Genomic DNA, 17,189 nt, shown 5'->3' on the forward strand with positions numbered 1-17,189 from the left:
AACTTATGTATTTGGGCTGTAACCTTAAAATGTATAAGATCTACGAATCTTATTCTAATAGAAGCAAGAGGAAAGGAAGTAGGGCGTATGGAAACGGTTCCCGCTACGAAAAATGTGAAACAAATGAATATAAAAAAGTCTAGGAATACCTCCTTTGCACCATGGCTATTTTTAGCACCTCATTTGATCATTTTTGGAGTGTTTTTTCTGATTCCAATCTTTTTTGGAATCTATATTTCTTTTACAGAATGGGATTTGATTAGTTCCCCGACCTTTGTTGGATTGGATAATTATAAAGAATTATTACTTCAATCTGATTCCATCTTTTATGAACAACTTCATAATGGTTTAAAAAACACCTTTTTATTTGTTCTATTTACCGTCCCATTTTGTATTATTGTACCTCTGCTTCTTGCAGCAGCATTAAATACAAAACCAACTCTATGGAAAGTATTTCAGTCTTTATTCTATTTACCATCGTTATTCGCGATTTCTGCAGTCATCATAATCTGGGGACTTATGTTTAATGTAACGTATGGTCCAATTAATAATATTTTCAATCTTGAAACAGTTTGGACTGGTACACAGCCATATGCATGGATTGCGCTAGTAGCTGTAACAGTTTGGTGGACGATTGGTGGAAATATGATTATTTACCAAGCAGCGTTGAACGGAATTCCGAAAGATTATTATGAAGCAGCAGATATTGATGGCGCTTCTTCTTTCCAGAAATTTATTAAGATTACCCTTCCGAGTATTAAAGGGCAACTTCTTTATACGGTTGTAATCACAACGATTGCTCAATTTAACGTTTATGGTCAGCCATTAATGTTAACTGGTGGTGGTCCAACAGACTCAACGAGAGTGTTATTAATGGATATTCAGCAAAATGCCTTTGGTTCAGGTCAATCGATTGCTGGGATCTCGTCTGCAATGGCTGTTATTCTTGGACTTTGTATAATGGTTGTTGCATCATTACAATTCTTTTTCTTAAGAGAGAGAAAGAATTAATTAGAGGAGGAAGAGTATGGACAGTAAAAGAAGCAATCCAATACCTAAAATAATCGCGTTTGCCTTTTTGCTTATCATGGCTGTGATTTGGATTATTCCTTTATTATGGGGAGTTGTAACCTCCTTTAAATCAGAAATAGAACTACAAACAGTGGGATTTAAATTTCTTCCGATTGAATGGGTGCTTACAAATTACACAACATTATTAGTTGATAATGCAAGTACACCATTGATTCGCTGGTTTACAAACTCACTTGTTATTTCCCTATCACATACATTATTAGTTTTAATTGTTGTTACATTATCTGCTTTCGCTTTTAGTAGATTGAATTTTAAAGGGAAACATGGATTGTTTGCCTTTTTAATGGCAACGATGATGTTTCCAGGAGTAGTAAATCTTATTCCTCTTTATAAAATCATCGATGTCCTTGGTTGGGTAAATTCACCGATTGCCATGATAGTTCCTGGAGCAGCAGGTGTATTTAATATCTTTCTAGTAAGACAATTTATGAATAATATTCCGCTCGAATTTGATGAAGCTGCCCGTATGGATGGTGCAAATGATTTTCAAATTTTAGGAAAAGTAATTTTACCATTGATTAAACCGGTTCTCTTAGTTGTTTCCCTATTCTCCTTTACGGGATCATGGAACGATTTCTTATGGCCATCCATTGTATTTAATGATATAGATAAGATGCCAATTACACCAGGTCTTCAATTATTACAAGGGATGTATCAAGCACAACCAACCTTATTAATGGCAGGAGCATTGGTTGCGATTATTCCAACCTTTATCTTGTATCTATTTGCACAGAAATATTTCTTAGAATCTATGTCCCTATCCGCTGGGGTGAAAGGATAATGAATAGAAAGCTAGAAAGAAATTTAGTAAGAATAGTAGGGATATGGCAAATCATCGATGGTCTTTTTACGATCTTACTTTATGGAACATTAAAAAAGGTCGAAGGTGCAAAGCTTGTTGAAGACTCTGGTTTTGCTTATATGAAAGCGATGGAATCTTATGTTGGAAGTATCTATATATTTATAGGTATGTTTGGCGCCCTGTTAATTGGTTTGGGGTTAATTAATTTAGTTTGTGCAAAGAAATATATGATAGATGATCAAGTCCATGTGAAGGTTGCAGTGTGGCTGTTCGTATGTGGAACGCTATCCTATATTATCATGGATATTATCAGTTTAGTTTTATGTATGTCAGCAGGTATCTTAGTTTTAGCAAAAAATAAAGGTATTCGAAAATTAAATATGACAAAAATGAAAGAGTCGGAGGTATAAATTAATGAATGAATTGCATCCAAATCCTCAATTTCACAGAGCGGAATGGGTTTCTTTAGACGGAGAATGGAAATTTGCTTTTGATGATAAAAAAGTAGGAGAGAAGGAGAGATGGTATGCATCTTTTCCAGAGAGTACACCAATAAATGTACCGTTCACTTATGAAACGAAAGCAAGTGGTATTAATCAACAAGAACACCACGAAACGGTTTGGTATGAAAGAACGATTACAATCGATGATACGAAAAAACATCCGATTGTCCATTTTGAAGGAGTAGATTATGAGGCATTTATCTATGTAAATGGTAATCTCGTAACCATCCATCAAGGAGGTTACCATGGTTTTTCTGTAGATGTAGCCGATTATGTGACATCTGGTGAGAATAAACTGACTGTTAAAGTCAAAGATTCCAAGGATTGTGCACAACCGAGAGGAAAACAGCGCTGGCATGATGAGAATTTTGGCTGCTGGTATGTTCAAACAACGGGAATATGGAAGTCCGTTTGGTTAGAATATGTAAATGAAGCTCACTTAAATCATGCAAAAATTACGCCATTATTTGATGAGCAAGAAATTGTGATTGAAGTAGAAACAACTGATATTCCGTTTACAGCAGAAGGATACAAAGTAGTGGCATCTATCCGATTTAATGGCAAAGTGATTAATGAATTAACTGCTAATATAGTTGATAATGCTGCTTCACTTAAAGGAAGTGTATTAGAAAGACTAGATCCATGGACAATGAAGGCTTGGAGTCCAGAAAATCCGAATCTATATGACCTGACTCTTAAATTGTACGATCAAGATGTATTACTTGATGAAGTTCAATCCTATTTTGGTATGCGTAAGATATCCATTGAAGGAAATAGAATCCTTCTTAATAATAGAGAGCTATATCAACGCTTAATTTTAGACCAAGGCTACTGGGAAGAATCGGATTTAACACCACCAAGTGTTGCGGCGTTAGAAGAAGATATCGATAAAGTATTAGAATTGGGATATAACGGAGTCCGGAAGCATCAAAAAGTAGAGGACAGTAGATTTTTATATTTAGCGGATAAAAAAGGTCTTCTTGTCTGGTTAGAAGTTGGTTCAACGTTTGGATTTAATGACAAAGCAATTCGTAATTTTTCCCATGAATGGTTGGAAATTGTGAAGCAAAATTACAACCATCCAAGTGTGATCACATGGGTACCATTTAATGAATCATGGGGAATTGGTAATATCCATCATGACAAGCAGCAACAGGCTTTTACGGAAAGTATCTATCATTTAACAAAAGCATATGATAGCAATCGCCCTGTTATCACAAATGATGGTTGGGAACATACTATTTCCGATATTATCACACTGCATGATTATGAAGAATACGGATCACTTCTTGCAAGCAGATATGAAGATAATGAAAAATTAATGTCTAATTCTATCCAGTTTAATAAAGGTTTTTATGCCTTTGCAGATGGTTATCCATATAAAGGTCAGCCGATCCTTATTTCTGAATTTGGCGGAATCGCTTTCCAAACAGAGGATGGTTGGGGCTATGGAAATCAAGTAAAGGATGAAGAAGCGTTTTTTAAACGTTTTGAAGATATCCATCATGCTGTTCAAGATTTAGAATATGTATGTGGTTATTGTTATACACAACTAACCGATGTACAACAAGAAGTAAACGGCTTGCTTACAATCGATAGAAAACCAAAAGTTTCCGTTGAGAGAGTAAGACAGGTAAATACCCGAAGATTATAATCATAGGAGTGTATAAAGATGACGAGACAAGAATATCCGCGCCCTCAGTTCGTGCGTGATCAGTGGATTAACTTAAATGGAACATGGCAATTTCAATTTGATGATGAGAATGTTGGAGAAAAAGAGCATTATTTTAATAAAGAAACACTTGATAAAGAAATTCAAGTACCGTTTGTTTACCAATCTACGTTAAGTGGGATTGGGGAAAGAACGGTTCATGAATATGTATGGTATAAGAAAGAAGTGGTTATCCCCAATGATCCCAATGTCATCAAGTTAAGAAACCAGTAATTACCAGTGGTAAACCAAAATTGATGTTTATAATATTCTGATAACTAAAAAAGCCAATAGGATGCCCGGGAAGTGCCTATTTAATTTTTTTGGCATTTCCCTGATTTTCCTATTTGTTCGTTTTGTTAGATAGCTGGTCGTTGTCCAAATCCATGTTTATTCGCATTTAGCCCTCTGGAACGTTTAAATTTCCTTCCAGGTCTAATTGGGACTCTATTTCGCTGAACTTCGTTCAGTAGGTCTTTATACATCTTTTTTCTTCGCCTTTGACTTGGTTCAATGATTAAACAAATGAGCTTATCTTTTAGTGCGCCAATTAAAATATTGGTGTTAGTTTTATATTTGTGCTTTAAGTCTTTATCCTTCTGATCCTCGGCGATGATCACATCTGACTCATGCTTTAGTAGGGAAGCCATGTTGCTTAAAAATAAAGCAGCATAAAACTCTTGTTCAATCGTCTGTTTTGTTTCGCCTGAGAATCTTTCAATCTGTATTTTGTTTTTTAAGACATCGTATTTTGTTTCGATTGACCATCGTTTAAAGTACAACTCTTTAAAAGCCGGAATATCAAAAGACTCATCTAATATATTCGTTATAAGTAATTCATCTTCTCCAGAGCCTAATGGGATACGGACCGCACGCAAACGCATGACGTTGCTTTTATACTTGAGTTCAATGACCTGATCAGGGATCCCTTCTTTTATAGCGGCTCGGTAAAAATTAACTGGCGTTCTAACAACAAAATTCACTTTATTCTTCAAAAGATAGTGAAAGAAATATTGAGATGGATACCCACGGTCAAAAAGAAAAAGGTCGTGGTTAGAACGCAGTTCTAGGAAACTATCAATTAATTCTATCGCTACTGTGCGCTCGCTATCTGTACATTTTGTGATTATCCCCTTTACAAATAAATCATTTCCGATATCATAAATAGTAGATACCATGGCTCTGGCAAGTTCCTTGCCATTGCCCTTTGATGCGCCGAAGGTATCTCTTAGCCTTTGGGAATTGGCTATTTCTATGATAGACGCATCAATCGCATATAACCGGAAGCCCTTATATTTAAAGGAGTTATTTGTCTGATAAAACCACGTCGTAATGGTGTCAAATAACGTCTTGAAGGCTTCTGGTTTTATTTTTTTTCGCGCTTGTGAAAATCCCTGTTTACTTATAATTTCTCCTTCTTTTTTAATCAACTCAAAAAAGTCATTCAACTCAATCTGCAAGCTTCTCGTTACTAGATTTAGCACAAACAAAATTGTTTCTGGGAAAGTCAATTTGCCTCCTTTACGTGTAAAGTAGGTTGATTTCATGCGGGAATCGCACATGAAATGGAAATCGTACAATACCTCCCTACATACTTCAATCGCTTCTAAAAACTTGCTTTTTTTCAACAAAAAAACCCCATTTCGTACGAGATATACCAAGAACTGGTATTCACGCTGATTATGGAGGTGTTTCTGAAAAGTCAAGGGGTTTTTTCAATTTTATACAACAATTTTATGAATCTTTTTTAATATTTACATATTTTTACAATTTAGGTTTATGACATTGCCAATGATCCTGGTAAAAGAACAATTTTGCATTTTGGTGCGGTCGACTACTATTGCAAAGTTTATGTGAACGGACAATTCGTGGGAGACCATGAAGGCGGACATACTTCGTTTTCATTTGATATTTCGAATTATTTAGCAGAAGAAAAACAAAGTATTACTGTTAAGGTCTATGATCCTTTAAAAGATGAAACAATCCCACGTGGCAAACAGTTTTGGGAAGATGAGCCACGAGCAATTTGGTATACGAATTCTACAGGAATTTGGCAAACTGTATGGGTGGAACAAGTAAATAAAGAACATATTGAAAAAGTTCGATTTACATCTGATCTTGATCACGGTGTCGTATGGATAGATTTTGCTTTAAATAAGGATACAGAAGTTTCAAAAGCTAATTATTATGTGAACTACAAAATGATGTTTAAGAATACTTTAATCGCAGAAGATCGAATTAAAATGAATAATATTGCCGAAAAACGAGCAGTTGACATTATCCAAAATAAAATTTTCCGTACGAATTTCCATGACGGCGGTTACACTTGGTCACCAGAACATCCAAATTTATTTGATGTTTCCATCGAGCTCTGTGATGAAAGTGGAACAGTTTTAGATAAAGTGGAATCCTATTTCGGCTATCGGAAAATTCATACCGAAAATGGAATGGTCTATTTAAATAATAAACCGTATTATCAGAAACTTGTGCTGGACCAAGGATATTGGCCAGAGGGACTTTTAACAGCGCCGAGAGCAGAAGATTATAAAAAAGATATCGAATTAGCGAAAGAAATGGGATTTAACGGATGTAGAAAACATCAAAAAACAGAAGATCCTCTCTTCTTACATTATGCAGATACATTAGGCTTTCTAGTCTGGGGAGAATGTGCATCAGCTCCTGTTTATACAAAAGAAGCCGCAACAAGATTAATGAAGGAATGGATGGAAATTGTGGAACGAGATTATAATCATCCATCCATTATCACTTGGGTACCACTAAACGAAAGCTGGGGTATTCCAGATATTCATTATGATAAAACACAGCAGCATTTTTCAACAACCATGTATCATATGCTCCATGCAATTGATGGAACACGTCTAGTAATCTCTAATGACGGATGGGAAGCGACGGTTACAGATATTTGTGCGATTCACAATTACGGTCATGGGAATGCAGATGAAAAGGCAAAATATCAATATTTCAAGGAATCTATTTCAACTGTTGAAAATTTACTTACCCATGCCCATAGTAAATGGGACGTGTATGCGGAAAATCACTCCCATCAAGGAGAACCAATTCTGTTAACAGAATTTGGAGGCATCGCATTTAAAATGGGCGATCAAAGCGGTTGGGGGTACACTTCTGTGGAGAATGCAGAAGATTATGTAACCGAATACCGCAAAATCATGGAAGCAATTTTCCAATCAAAAGGACTATGGGGCTATTGCTATACACAGCTAACAGATGTTGAACAAGAGATTAATGGTATTCTAACGTATAATCGCGTTCCAAAATGCGATTTAGCAAAGATTAAAGAGCTGAATAATTTGTTCTTTCCAGATCGATTGGCGATTAAGGGGTAAATGTTTCGTTAGTTACTATAATCAAGTTAGGGAACGGGGAAGTATGAGTAAAATGTTTGTGGGAGAATAAATATCCTTTTTGTCTAGTTGGGGGACGAGTCCCCCAACTAGACAAAAAGGCCACCAAGCGAAAGCGCGGTAGCTGGAAAAAATTAAGTATTAAAAAAGAGAGCTTCCTTTTGTAAAGTAGAGTTTGACTAGAAAACTACGAAAAGGAGAGGCTCTCATGAATCAATGTAACATAAAAATGCCATCATTAAAAGAATTGGAAAAAACTTTATTTCGAACACTACAAATGACGTTTCAAGAAATCCTTATTCAAACGTTAGAAAATTGGGATCAAGAGATTGCCAAGCAACGAGACAAAAGAAGATTTGCTTTACGTGATAAACGAGAAATACGATTAGATACAGCGTTTGGAGCTGTGGAGCTGAAGCGTAATTATTATTTTGATCGTGTGACTAAAAAATATATTTGTCTATTAGATCACTATTTACAGTTTCAGGGGAATAAGGGATTTAGTCCGCTACTAGAAGAATGGGGGTTAGAACTAGCGACGAATGGCTCCTCCTATCGAAAGGCGGTGGAAACGTTCGAACAATTTTTAGGCTATTCGGCGATGAGCCACGAAGCATTACGGCAACATCTTCTTCAAACAAGCGTACTTCCCGCTAAGGAAAAACGCCCTTTTCAAAAGGTATTGTTTGTCGAAGTAGATAGATTATATGTGAAGAGTCAAGAAAAGAAAAAGCGTGGATGGGAGTTGAAATTCGCCGCTGTACACGAGGGATGGAAAGAAAACGGAAAGCGAATCAGGCTCCGAAATAAAAGGCATTTTCTTTATGAAGGAAAAGAACCCTTTTGGGAAGCCTTTGAAACGTTCTTACAGAATCATTATGCGTATGATCCTACCCAAACCTTGCTTATTATTAATGGTGATGGAGCAGGCTGGATAACGGCATGTCGGGAGTATTTTCGGGAACGCGCCTTTTTCACCATGGATCGTTTTCATGTCGCTCGTTCGATGAAGCAACTAATGAAGAGCCATCCTCGATACCGCTACATGAAAAGAGCGTTAAGAAACTACCAGGTAGAAACATTACTTCTAGAGTTGAATAGCGCAGTAGGAACAATGGATACACCAGAAAAAGAAGAAAAACTAGAGCATTTCCTTGCCTTTTTAACGCATCATCAGGAAACCATAAAAGATTACCGTAGTTGGTTACAGGAAAAAGGTGTGGACACGACAGCGTATCGTCCAATGGGAAGTGCAGAGGCGATGATGAATCAATTAGCCAAACGATTAAAGAATGGAAGAGCATGGAGCAAAAAAGGAGTCATGAGCATGGCGCGCTTGTGGATTGGATTGAAGGATGACCTATCCATCCAAACGATATATGGGAAATGGGAAAAAGCCACGGAAAAATCAAAGAAAGAGCATCGAGCGAAAAGAAAAATACCCACAAAATTAGTAACAGAAACCGTGCGTCAGAACATGCCATACTTAAATCAAGCGATTGGAAAACCCGTTCACTTTGCCTTACAGGGATTAAAAGGTTTTTAAAAAATGAGAGAATCAACAGTTGGAAGAACAAAACCAATTGGAAAGCGGATACAAACTTAGAGGTTTTACTTTATAAAAAAGGGAGCTAAAAAAACTCCCACAAAAACTTGACTCAATCAACGGGGAACCGTTCCTTTCTTTTTGGATAGTAATATGTTAAAATGTTCAAGGCTCATGACAGCGAAAATGATGGATGGTTTAAAGTTATCCTGAGTTTCCTGACATGGGTTTTTATTTTGTTAACCCAAATATAATTAACGAACTTATTAATTTCCAAAAGGAATACATAGCTATTTTGTATCAGGGTTTGATAAAATACAAAAGAATGAGTTTTAGTATAGGCTGTTTGGACGAACTTTATTTAAATAATAGGAACAATAATTAAAAAGTAGCCTTCGTTAAAATACAAATTTAACCGGCTATCGCTCTTAACGTTTGGAGGAAATAATGTGGCAGTAAAACAAATTGTAATGTTTCCAGATCCGGTATTAGAAACACCGTGCGAGGAAGTTACAGTCTTTGATAAAAAGTTAGCAAAACTATTAAATGATATGTATGAGACAATGATTGAATTTGATGGAGTAGGACTTGCCGCTCCGCAAATCGGTATCTCAAAACAAATTGCAGTAGTAGATATTGATGACGAAATGGGTACACTGGAATTAATTAACCCAAGACTATTAGAAATAAACGGCTCGCAAGTAGGACCTGAAGGGTGTTTAAGCTTTCCAGGATTATTTGGAGATGTCGAAAGACCTTTTTCCATAAAAGTAGAGGCTCGAAATAGAAAAGGGAAAAAATATATAATAGAAGCAGAAGAATATTTAGCGCGTGCTATTTTACATGAAATGGATCACTTAGATGGAGTACTTTTTACTTCAAAAGTGATTCGTTATCTAGAGGAAGATGAGCTAGAAGGAGTGGAAACAAATGACTAAAGTAGTATTTATGGGAACGCCTGATTTTTCCGTTCCAGTATTACAAAGATTAATAGAAGAAAAGTATGATGTAATTGCGGTAGTTACACAGCCGGATAGACCTGTTGGCAGAAAAAAAGTACTCACTCCCCCTCCAGTAAAGGTGGAAGCTCTAAAACATAATATTCCAGTCTATCAACCAGAGAAAATTCGCCAATCAGAAGAGCTGAAAACAATTATCTCGCTTAACCCAGATATTATCGTAACGGCTGCTTTTGGTCAAATTCTACCGAAAGAACTATTGGATGCACCGAAATTTGGATGTGTAAATGTGCATGCTTCATTACTTCCAGAATTAAGAGGTGGAGCACCAATTCATTATAGTATTCTCCAGGGAAAAGAAAAAACAGGTATTACGATTATGTATATGGCAGAGAAATTAGATGCCGGTGATATTATTTCCGTAGCAGAAGTAGAAATTACGGAAGAAGATACAGTTGGAACACTTCACGATAAATTAAGTAGTGTCGGAAGTGATTTATTATCGGCAACTTTGCCTAAACTGTTAGCAGGAGAAATTACGTCGATTCCTCAAAATGATGAGGAGGCTACATTTGCGCCAAACTTGAAACGTTCGGATGAAAAAATCGATTGGTCTGCTTCAGGAGAAGAAATTTATAACAAAATTCGTGGCTTAAATCCATGGCCGGTAGCCTTCACCCTTTATCAAGGGAATGTGATGAAAGTATGGGCTGGAAAGAAAGTTGCTAAAAAAATTGAGGCTGTTCCTGGAAAGATTGTAGAAATTACGGAACAAGGACCGGTTATTGCTACTGGAAATGATACGTATATTCAATTAACAGAAGTGCAGCCAGCAGGAAAGAAGAAAATGGATATTGGTCAATTTTTACGAGGTGCAGGCAGCAAAATGCAAGTAAATGAAATACTAGGAGTTACAAATGAAGAAAACTAGAAAAAATGTACGGGAAGCAGCATTAGATATCCTGGAAAGTATTCAAAAAAATCAAGCGTACAGTAATCTATTATTAAATACAACGATTAAAAAAAATGAGATTCCAACTAAAGATATCGGTTTGTTAACAGAAATCGTTTATGGAACGTTGCAACGAAAAATGGCTCTTGAATATTTTCTTCGTCCTTTCCTTAATAAAGGAAAGAAAATAGAAGAATGGGTTTATATTCTCCTGCAAATGACTGTTTATCAGATTGTTTATTTGGATCGTATTCCAGATCATGCTGCAATAAACGAAGCGGTTGAAATTGCTAAAAAAAGAGGCCATAAGGGAATTAGTGGTTTTGTAAATGCGGTATTGCGAAATATGCTTAGACAAGGTTTACCGTCTTTTAATGAGATTCAAGACGGTATAGAAAGACTTTCGATTGAAACAAGCCATCCTCATTGGCTTGTCAAAAGATGGGTTGAGCAGCTTAGCTTAGAAGAAGCAAGGAAAATGTGCGAAATCAACTTAACAGCACCAACGCAAACAGCAAGGGTAAATACAACGAAAATCTCTGTCGATGAATGCTTAGCGCTCTTAATAGAAGAAGGCTTCCAAGTAGAAGTAAGTGCCGTAATTCCAGAAGGTATAAAAATTCTCCGAGGGAATGTAGCGCACTCGACAGTTTTTGAAAAAGGATATTTAACCATTCAGGATGAAAGCTCGATGATTGTTGCCTATGCTTTAGATGTAGACAAGCCTTATTCGGTATTGGATGCTTGTGCTGCACCAGGCGGTAAATCGACGCATATTGCTGAAAAGATGAACAAGGAAGGGAAAGTCCTTTCGATCGATCTACATGAGCATAAAGTAAAGCTAATTAAGCAAAATGCTGATCGCTTAGATTTACCAACGATTGAAACGAAAGCAATGGATTCAAGAAAGTTAGACAGTACGCTTGAAGCAGAAAGCTTTGACCGCATTCTGCTTGATGCCCCATGTTCAGGCTTTGGCGTCATAAGAAGAAAACCAGACATGAAATATACGAAAACAGAAGCAGACGTTGATCGACTACAGAAAATCCAATTAGATCTATTAACTTCTGTTTCCTCTCTTTTAAAAAAAGGTGGATTGTTAGTATATAGTACATGTACGATAGATAAAGCAGAAAACGAAGAAGTCGTTGAAAAGTTTTTGGCAGAGAATGTCCAGTTTGAAAGAGACTTAACACTTGCTGAACGATTACCATTAGATTTACAACAATATACAACAGGAAATGAGCTACAGATTTTACCGCAATATTTTGGGTCAGATGGCTTTTATATTGCAGCATTAAGAAAGAAGGTGCAATGATGGAACAAGTAAAAACATCATCAAGAAGAAGACAAAAAGAAGAACCAACGATTCCATCGATTTACTCGATGCAGTTGCAAGAATTAAAGGATTGGTTAACAGAACATAATGAAAAGGCATTTCGTGCCGACCAAATTTTTGAATGGCTTTATAAAAAGAGAGTAACCTCTTTTGAAGATATGTCCAACTTATCGAAAAATTTACGACTATTGCTACAAGAGCATTTTACAATTACGACATTAAACACACTTATTCAGCAAACATCTAATGATGGAACAATTAAATTTCTATTTGAATTACATGACGGTTACTCTATTGAAACAGTTTTAATGCGCCATGATTATGGTAACTCTGTATGTGTAACAACACAAGTAGGCTGTAGAATTGGCTGTACATTTTGTGCTTCTACTTTAGGTGGATTAAAAAGAAACTTAGAAGCAGGAGAAATCGTTGCTCAAGTCGTAAAAGTACAACAGGCATTAGATGAAATGGACGAGCGTGTTAGTTCGGTCGTAATCATGGGAATTGGGGAACCATTTGATAACTTTAATAATATGTTAAGTTTCCTAAAAATTATTAATCATGAACAAGCATTAAATATTGGAGCAAGACATATCACGGTATCTACTAGTGGAATTATCCCAAAAATTTATGAATTTGCTGATCAAAAAATGCAAATTAATTTTGCTGTTTCCCTTCATGCGCCTAACACGGAGTTAAGAAGTAGACTAATGCCAATCAACAGAGCTTATAAACTGCCTGAACTAATCGAAGCAATCCGTTATTATGTTGATAAAACAGGAAGAAGAGTGAGCTTTGAATATGGTTTGTTTGGAAATGTAAATGATCAAGTAGAACATGCAGAAGAGCTAGCAGAGCTTGTCAAAGGAATAAAGTGTCATGTCAACTTAATTCCTGTAAACTATGTACCAGAAAGAGATTATGTAAGAACACCGAAAGATCAAATCTTTTTATTTGAAAAAACGTTAAAGAAACATGGAGTAAATGTTACAATCCGTCGTGAGCAAGGTTCAGATATCGATGCTGCATGTGGACAGCTTCGTGCGAAGGAGAGAAAAGAAGAGACGAGGTGATCACCTTTGAGTCAAATTTTTATGACTGATAAGGGGAAAGTTAGACAACATAATGAGGATAGTGGAGCGATTATAAGAAATAAAAGCGGTCAACGCCTTGCCATCGTAGCAGATGGCATGGGCGGACACCGTGCTGGTGATGTTGCAAGCTCACTTACTGTTGAAAAACTGACAGAACTTTGGAACATGGTAGAGGAAATGAAAACAGCAGATGAAGCAGAAAACTGGTTAAAAGCGAATATTTTAAAAGTAAATCAGTATGTCTTTGATTATGCATCTACACATCCAGAATGTGAAGGTATGGGGACGACGATAATTGGTGTGATTAGTACAGAAAATTTTGCTACGATCGCACACGTTGGAGACAGCAGATGCTATCTTTATAACGAAGATGGCTTTAAACAAATTACAGAAGATCATTCCTTAGTAAATGAATTAGTTCGTATGGGGCAGATTTCCAAAGAAGCTGCTGAGCACCATCCACGAAAAAATGTCGTTTTACGAGCGCTTGGAACAGATGCTCAATTAGATATTGATGTGATGACTATTGTATTTGAAGAAGGAGACATCATATTTATTTGTTCAGATGGGTTATCGAATAAAGTAACAGATCAACAAATTAAAGAAATCCTTGAAAAAGAGAATACACTTGAGGAACAAGCTTCCACATTAATTGAAACTGCTAATATAAATGGCGGAGAAGATAATATCACGGTTGTTATATTAGAGCATGGGGATGGTCATCAAGCAGGTGAAGTGCAATGATGATTGGTAAAAGAATAAGTGGTCGTTATAAGGTTTTAGATATGGTTGGCGGAGGTGGAATGGCAAACGTCTATCTTGCGCATGATATGATTCTTGATCGCGATGTAGCTGTTAAAATGCTAAGACTCGATTATGTTAATGATGAAGAATTTATTAAACGATTTCATCGCGAAGCACAATCAGCAACAAGCTTAGCTCATCCGAATATTGTCAATATTTATGATGTTGGGGAAGAAGGAGACATCTATTATATTGTTATGGAATATGTGGAAGGCGATACATTAAAGCAGTATATACATAAACATTCACCGCTTTCTGTAGAAACAGTTATTGCAATTATGCAACAAATAACCTCGGCAATTGCACATGCTCATCAAAATAATATAATTCATCGGGATATTAAACCGCATAATATTTTAATAGATAAAGATGGGAATGTAAAAGTAACGGATTTTGGAATTGCAATGGCATTGAGTGCGACAAGTATTACCCAAACAAATTCTGTACTGGGTTCAGTTCATTATTTATCTCCGGAGCAGGCACGTGGGGGGATGGCGAATAAAAAATCAGATATTTATTCACTTGGGATTGTGATGTTCGAATTATTGACAGGGAGACTTCCTTTTTCAGGAGAATCCGCTGTTTCCATTGCGTTAAAGCATTTACAATCCGAAACACCTAGTGTCAGAAGATGGAATGAAGTAATTCCACAAAGTGTGGAAAACATCGTCTTAAAAGCTACTGCAAAAGATCCTTTTTATCGATACAATAGTATGGAAGAAATGTCAGAGGATTTGCGTACTGCTCTTGATGAAGAAAGAATGGATGAATCCAAGTTTTCGATACCGGTTGATGACGAAGCTACAAAAGCAATTCCGGTTATTACAAATGATGGTTTATATAAAAATTTCGATGAAACAATTGTTCATAAAAATGAGAAAGAAGTCCCGGCAAAACAGCAGGTAAACGAAAAACCGAAAAAGCCGGAAAAGAAAGAGAAAAAGAAAAAAGAAAAGAAAAAAGAAAAGAAAAAAGGTAAAAAAATAGCGGCAATTATTATTTCGACGTTTCTTGCATTGATTTTGATAATGGGACTAGTTATTTTCGTACTACCAGATTTACTTGCTCCTGATGATATAGTAGTTCCTGATGTTACTGGTCTTGAAGTAGATGCAGCAAAGACGGCGCTAGAGGATAAAGGATTTGTAGTGTCAGATACTATCACTTTGAATAGCGATGAGGTAGAAAAAGGTCATGTTATTAAAACAAGCCCTAGTGCAGGAAGCGCACGTAGAGAAGGAACAGAAATTGTCATTTACGAAAGCCTTGGAAAAGAAACAGTTGTTTTAAGTGATTATGTAGGCAGGAAATATGATGATGTTGTGAAGCTATTAGAATCAGAAGGCTTTGATTTTAAAGATATTGATCCAATAGAGGTATTCGATGATAGTGAACCAGGAACAATATTAGAACAGAATTTTGATCCAAATGAGGAAGTAGTGCCAAGTGAAACATCTTTAGAGTTTACAATTAGTAAAGGCGTCGAGTTAATTAGCATAAAAGATTTATCCGATTATACGAAAAAAGAAGTAAATGATTATGTTGATGCTGTTGGGTTGACCGTAAAATTTACGGAAGAGTATAGTGATTCCGTAGAAAAAGGACTTGTTATTTCCCAATCTCCAGAGGCTCGAACTAACTTGAAAAAAGGAACAGAAATTTCTGTTGTTCTTTCTAAAGGAAAGAAAGAAGTCCAACCGAAAGAAGTAATGAAAGAAATTTCGATACCGTATGAGCCAACCGAAATGACTCCGGATGGAAAGCCTGTAGAACAAACAGTAAGAATTTATATTGGCGATTTTAATAATAGTATGACAGAACCTGCTGAAACGTTTACGATTACGGAGAATACCAAAAAGACAATCTATCTTCAAATTCCCGAGGGACAAAAAGGCTATTATCGAGTGCAAATTGACAGTGTTGTCATCCTTGATGAGGAAGTTCCTTATCCAAACTAATAGACGTTCGTATGTGGTTTGAATTTAGAAAGAAAGGGAATGCTTTTTTAGAATGTGGTTTTCTAAAAGACTGTTGTTCTTTCACATAGTTATTTGAAACATACTAGAACTTTTTAAAAGAGAGCTATAGTAGTAAGGAGCGTTATATTTATGCCCAAAGGCAAAATCATTAAAGCATTAAGTGGATTTTATTATGTATTAAGTGAGGGTCAATTAATACAATGCCGCGGAAGAGGGGTTTTTCGAAAAAATAAGATTACCCCTTTAGTAGGGGATGAAGTCGTTTTTCAGGCGGAAAACGAAACAGATGGCTATCTTTTAGAAGTAAGCGAAAGAAAAAATGAATTAGTAAGACCACCAATTGCCAATGTTGATCAGGCTATTCTTGTATTTTCGAGTGTGGAGCCTGAGTTTAGTACAGCTTTATTGGATCGTTTTCTTGTATTAATTGAATATAACAGAATAGATCCAGTCATCTGTATTACCAAAATGGATTTGGCGAGTAGCCATGAGGCGGAAAAAATGAAAGAATTTGCAGCACAATATGAGGCAATTGGATATCCTGTTATTTTAACCTCTTCTGAGACAGAATTAGGAGTAGAGCAGTTACTTCCTTATGTTAAGGATAAAATATCAGTATTTGCAGGACAATCAGGTGTAGGAAAGTCTTCTTTATTAAATGTAATAAGACCTGATTTAGAACTAAAAACAAATGAAATCTCTTCCCATTTAGGAAGAGGAAAGCATACAACTCGACATGTAGAGCTTATCTCAATCGGAGACGGTCTTATCGCCGATACACCAGGTTTTAGTTCCCTTGAGTTTATGGAAATCGAAGCAGAAGAGTTGAATTATTGTTTTCCCGAAATAGAAAAAACAAGCGAAAACTGCAAATTTAGAGGCTGTCTTCATCTTTCAGAACCAAAATGTGCAGTTAAAGAAGCCGTCGAAAACAATGAAATCCCATTATATCGTTATGAGCATTACAAAGATTTTCTCCAAGAAATTAGAGATAGAAAACCTCGGTATTAGTTTTTTTGCTGGTT

General features: G+C 36.2%; 15 protein-coding genes. 14 read left to right on the forward strand and 1 reads right to left on the reverse strand.

The window, feature by feature from the left end:
- Positions 1–87 precede the first annotated feature (87 nt).
- The 5 genes from NKG37_RS16390 to NKG37_RS16410 are packed head-to-tail and all read left to right on the forward strand — an operon-like array spanning position 88 to position 4,342.
- Positions 88–1,011 carry a carbohydrate ABC transporter permease gene (locus NKG37_RS16390; protein ID WP_367975949.1) on the forward strand — a complete coding sequence of 308 codons (924 nt, stop codon included), beginning with the start codon at positions 88–90 and terminating at the stop codon, positions 1,009–1,011.
- A 16-nt stretch (positions 1,012–1,027) separates the two neighbouring features.
- Positions 1,028–1,873: a carbohydrate ABC transporter permease gene (locus tag NKG37_RS16395; protein WP_016201059.1), complete on the forward strand. Its 846-nt coding sequence runs from the start codon at positions 1,028–1,030 to the stop codon at positions 1,871–1,873.
- Positions 1,873–2,304 (forward strand): hypothetical protein, encoded by a 432-nt coding sequence (locus NKG37_RS16400; RefSeq protein ID WP_016201060.1) that lies wholly within the window; start codon positions 1,873–1,875, stop codon positions 2,302–2,304. Before NKG37_RS16395 ends, NKG37_RS16400 begins: the two co-directional genes overlap by 1 nt.
- A gap of 4 nt (positions 2,305–2,308) precedes the next feature.
- Entirely contained in the window at positions 2,309–4,051 is a 1,743-nt protein-coding gene (locus NKG37_RS16405; protein WP_169188360.1) for a glycoside hydrolase family 2 protein, read from the forward strand.
- 18 nt (positions 4,052–4,069) lie between these two features.
- The gene (locus tag NKG37_RS16410) at positions 4,070–4,342 is read left to right on the forward strand and encodes a hypothetical protein (RefSeq protein WP_254414957.1); all 273 of its coding nucleotides are present in this window, start codon (positions 4,070–4,072) and stop codon (positions 4,340–4,342) included.
- A gap of 125 nt (positions 4,343–4,467) precedes the next feature.
- Here NKG37_RS16410 and NKG37_RS16415 read toward each other — a convergent pair whose 3' ends face one another.
- Positions 4,468–5,655 carry an IS4 family transposase gene (locus NKG37_RS16415; RefSeq protein ID WP_254414795.1) on the reverse strand — a complete coding sequence of 396 codons (1,188 nt, stop codon included), beginning with the start codon at positions 5,653–5,655 and terminating at the stop codon, positions 4,468–4,470.
- A gap of 306 nt (positions 5,656–5,961) precedes the next feature.
- Here NKG37_RS16415 and NKG37_RS16420 point away from each other — a divergent pair, with 306 nt between their 5' ends.
- The 9 genes from NKG37_RS16420 (at position 5,962) to rsgA (ending at position 17,175) form a co-directional block, all read left to right on the forward strand.
- Positions 5,962–7,473 carry a glycoside hydrolase family 2 protein gene (locus NKG37_RS16420; protein ID WP_254414958.1) on the forward strand — a complete coding sequence of 504 codons (1,512 nt, stop codon included), beginning with the start codon at positions 5,962–5,964 and terminating at the stop codon, positions 7,471–7,473.
- Between the two features lie 247 nt (positions 7,474–7,720).
- Positions 7,721–9,037 (forward strand): ISLre2 family transposase, encoded by a 1,317-nt coding sequence (locus NKG37_RS16425; protein ID WP_254414959.1) that lies wholly within the window; start codon positions 7,721–7,723, stop codon positions 9,035–9,037.
- A gap of 449 nt (positions 9,038–9,486) precedes the next feature.
- The gene (gene def, locus NKG37_RS16430; protein WP_254414960.1) at positions 9,487–9,975 is read left to right on the forward strand and encodes a peptide deformylase; all 489 of its coding nucleotides are present in this window, start codon (positions 9,487–9,489) and stop codon (positions 9,973–9,975) included.
- Positions 9,968–10,927 (forward strand): methionyl-tRNA formyltransferase, encoded by a 960-nt coding sequence (gene fmt / locus NKG37_RS16435; RefSeq protein WP_254414961.1) that lies wholly within the window; start codon positions 9,968–9,970, stop codon positions 10,925–10,927. The genes def and fmt overlap by 8 nt, the downstream gene beginning before the upstream one ends.
- On the forward strand, positions 10,914–12,266 hold the full coding sequence (gene rsmB, locus NKG37_RS16440; protein ID WP_254414962.1) for a 16S rRNA (cytosine(967)-C(5))-methyltransferase RsmB: 1,353 nt from the start codon (positions 10,914–10,916) through the stop codon (positions 12,264–12,266). Before fmt ends, rsmB begins: the two co-directional genes overlap by 14 nt.
- The gene (rlmN, locus tag NKG37_RS16445) at positions 12,263–13,360 is read left to right on the forward strand and encodes a dual-specificity RNA methyltransferase RlmN (protein WP_254414963.1); all 1,098 of its coding nucleotides are present in this window, start codon (positions 12,263–12,265) and stop codon (positions 13,358–13,360) included. Before rsmB ends, rlmN begins: the two co-directional genes overlap by 4 nt.
- A gap of 6 nt (positions 13,361–13,366) precedes the next feature.
- Complete coding sequence (locus NKG37_RS16450; RefSeq protein ID WP_101730039.1) at positions 13,367–14,125, forward strand: Stp1/IreP family PP2C-type Ser/Thr phosphatase; 759 nt, start codon at positions 13,367–13,369, stop codon at positions 14,123–14,125.
- Positions 14,122–16,143, forward strand: coding sequence for a Stk1 family PASTA domain-containing Ser/Thr kinase (pknB, locus tag NKG37_RS16455; protein WP_254414964.1), 2,022 nt, complete (start codon positions 14,122–14,124; stop codon positions 16,141–16,143). Before NKG37_RS16450 ends, pknB begins: the two co-directional genes overlap by 4 nt.
- A 150-nt stretch (positions 16,144–16,293) precedes the next feature.
- Positions 16,294–17,175, forward strand: a complete 882-nt coding sequence (rsgA, locus tag NKG37_RS16460; RefSeq protein ID WP_101730038.1) for a ribosome small subunit-dependent GTPase A — start codon at positions 16,294–16,296, stop codon at positions 17,173–17,175.
- Positions 17,176–17,189 lie beyond the last annotated feature (14 nt).

Source organism: Niallia sp. RD1, assembly GCF_024219955.1.
Taxonomy (GTDB): Bacteria; Bacillota; Bacilli; order Bacillales; family Cytobacillaceae; genus Niallia; species Niallia alba.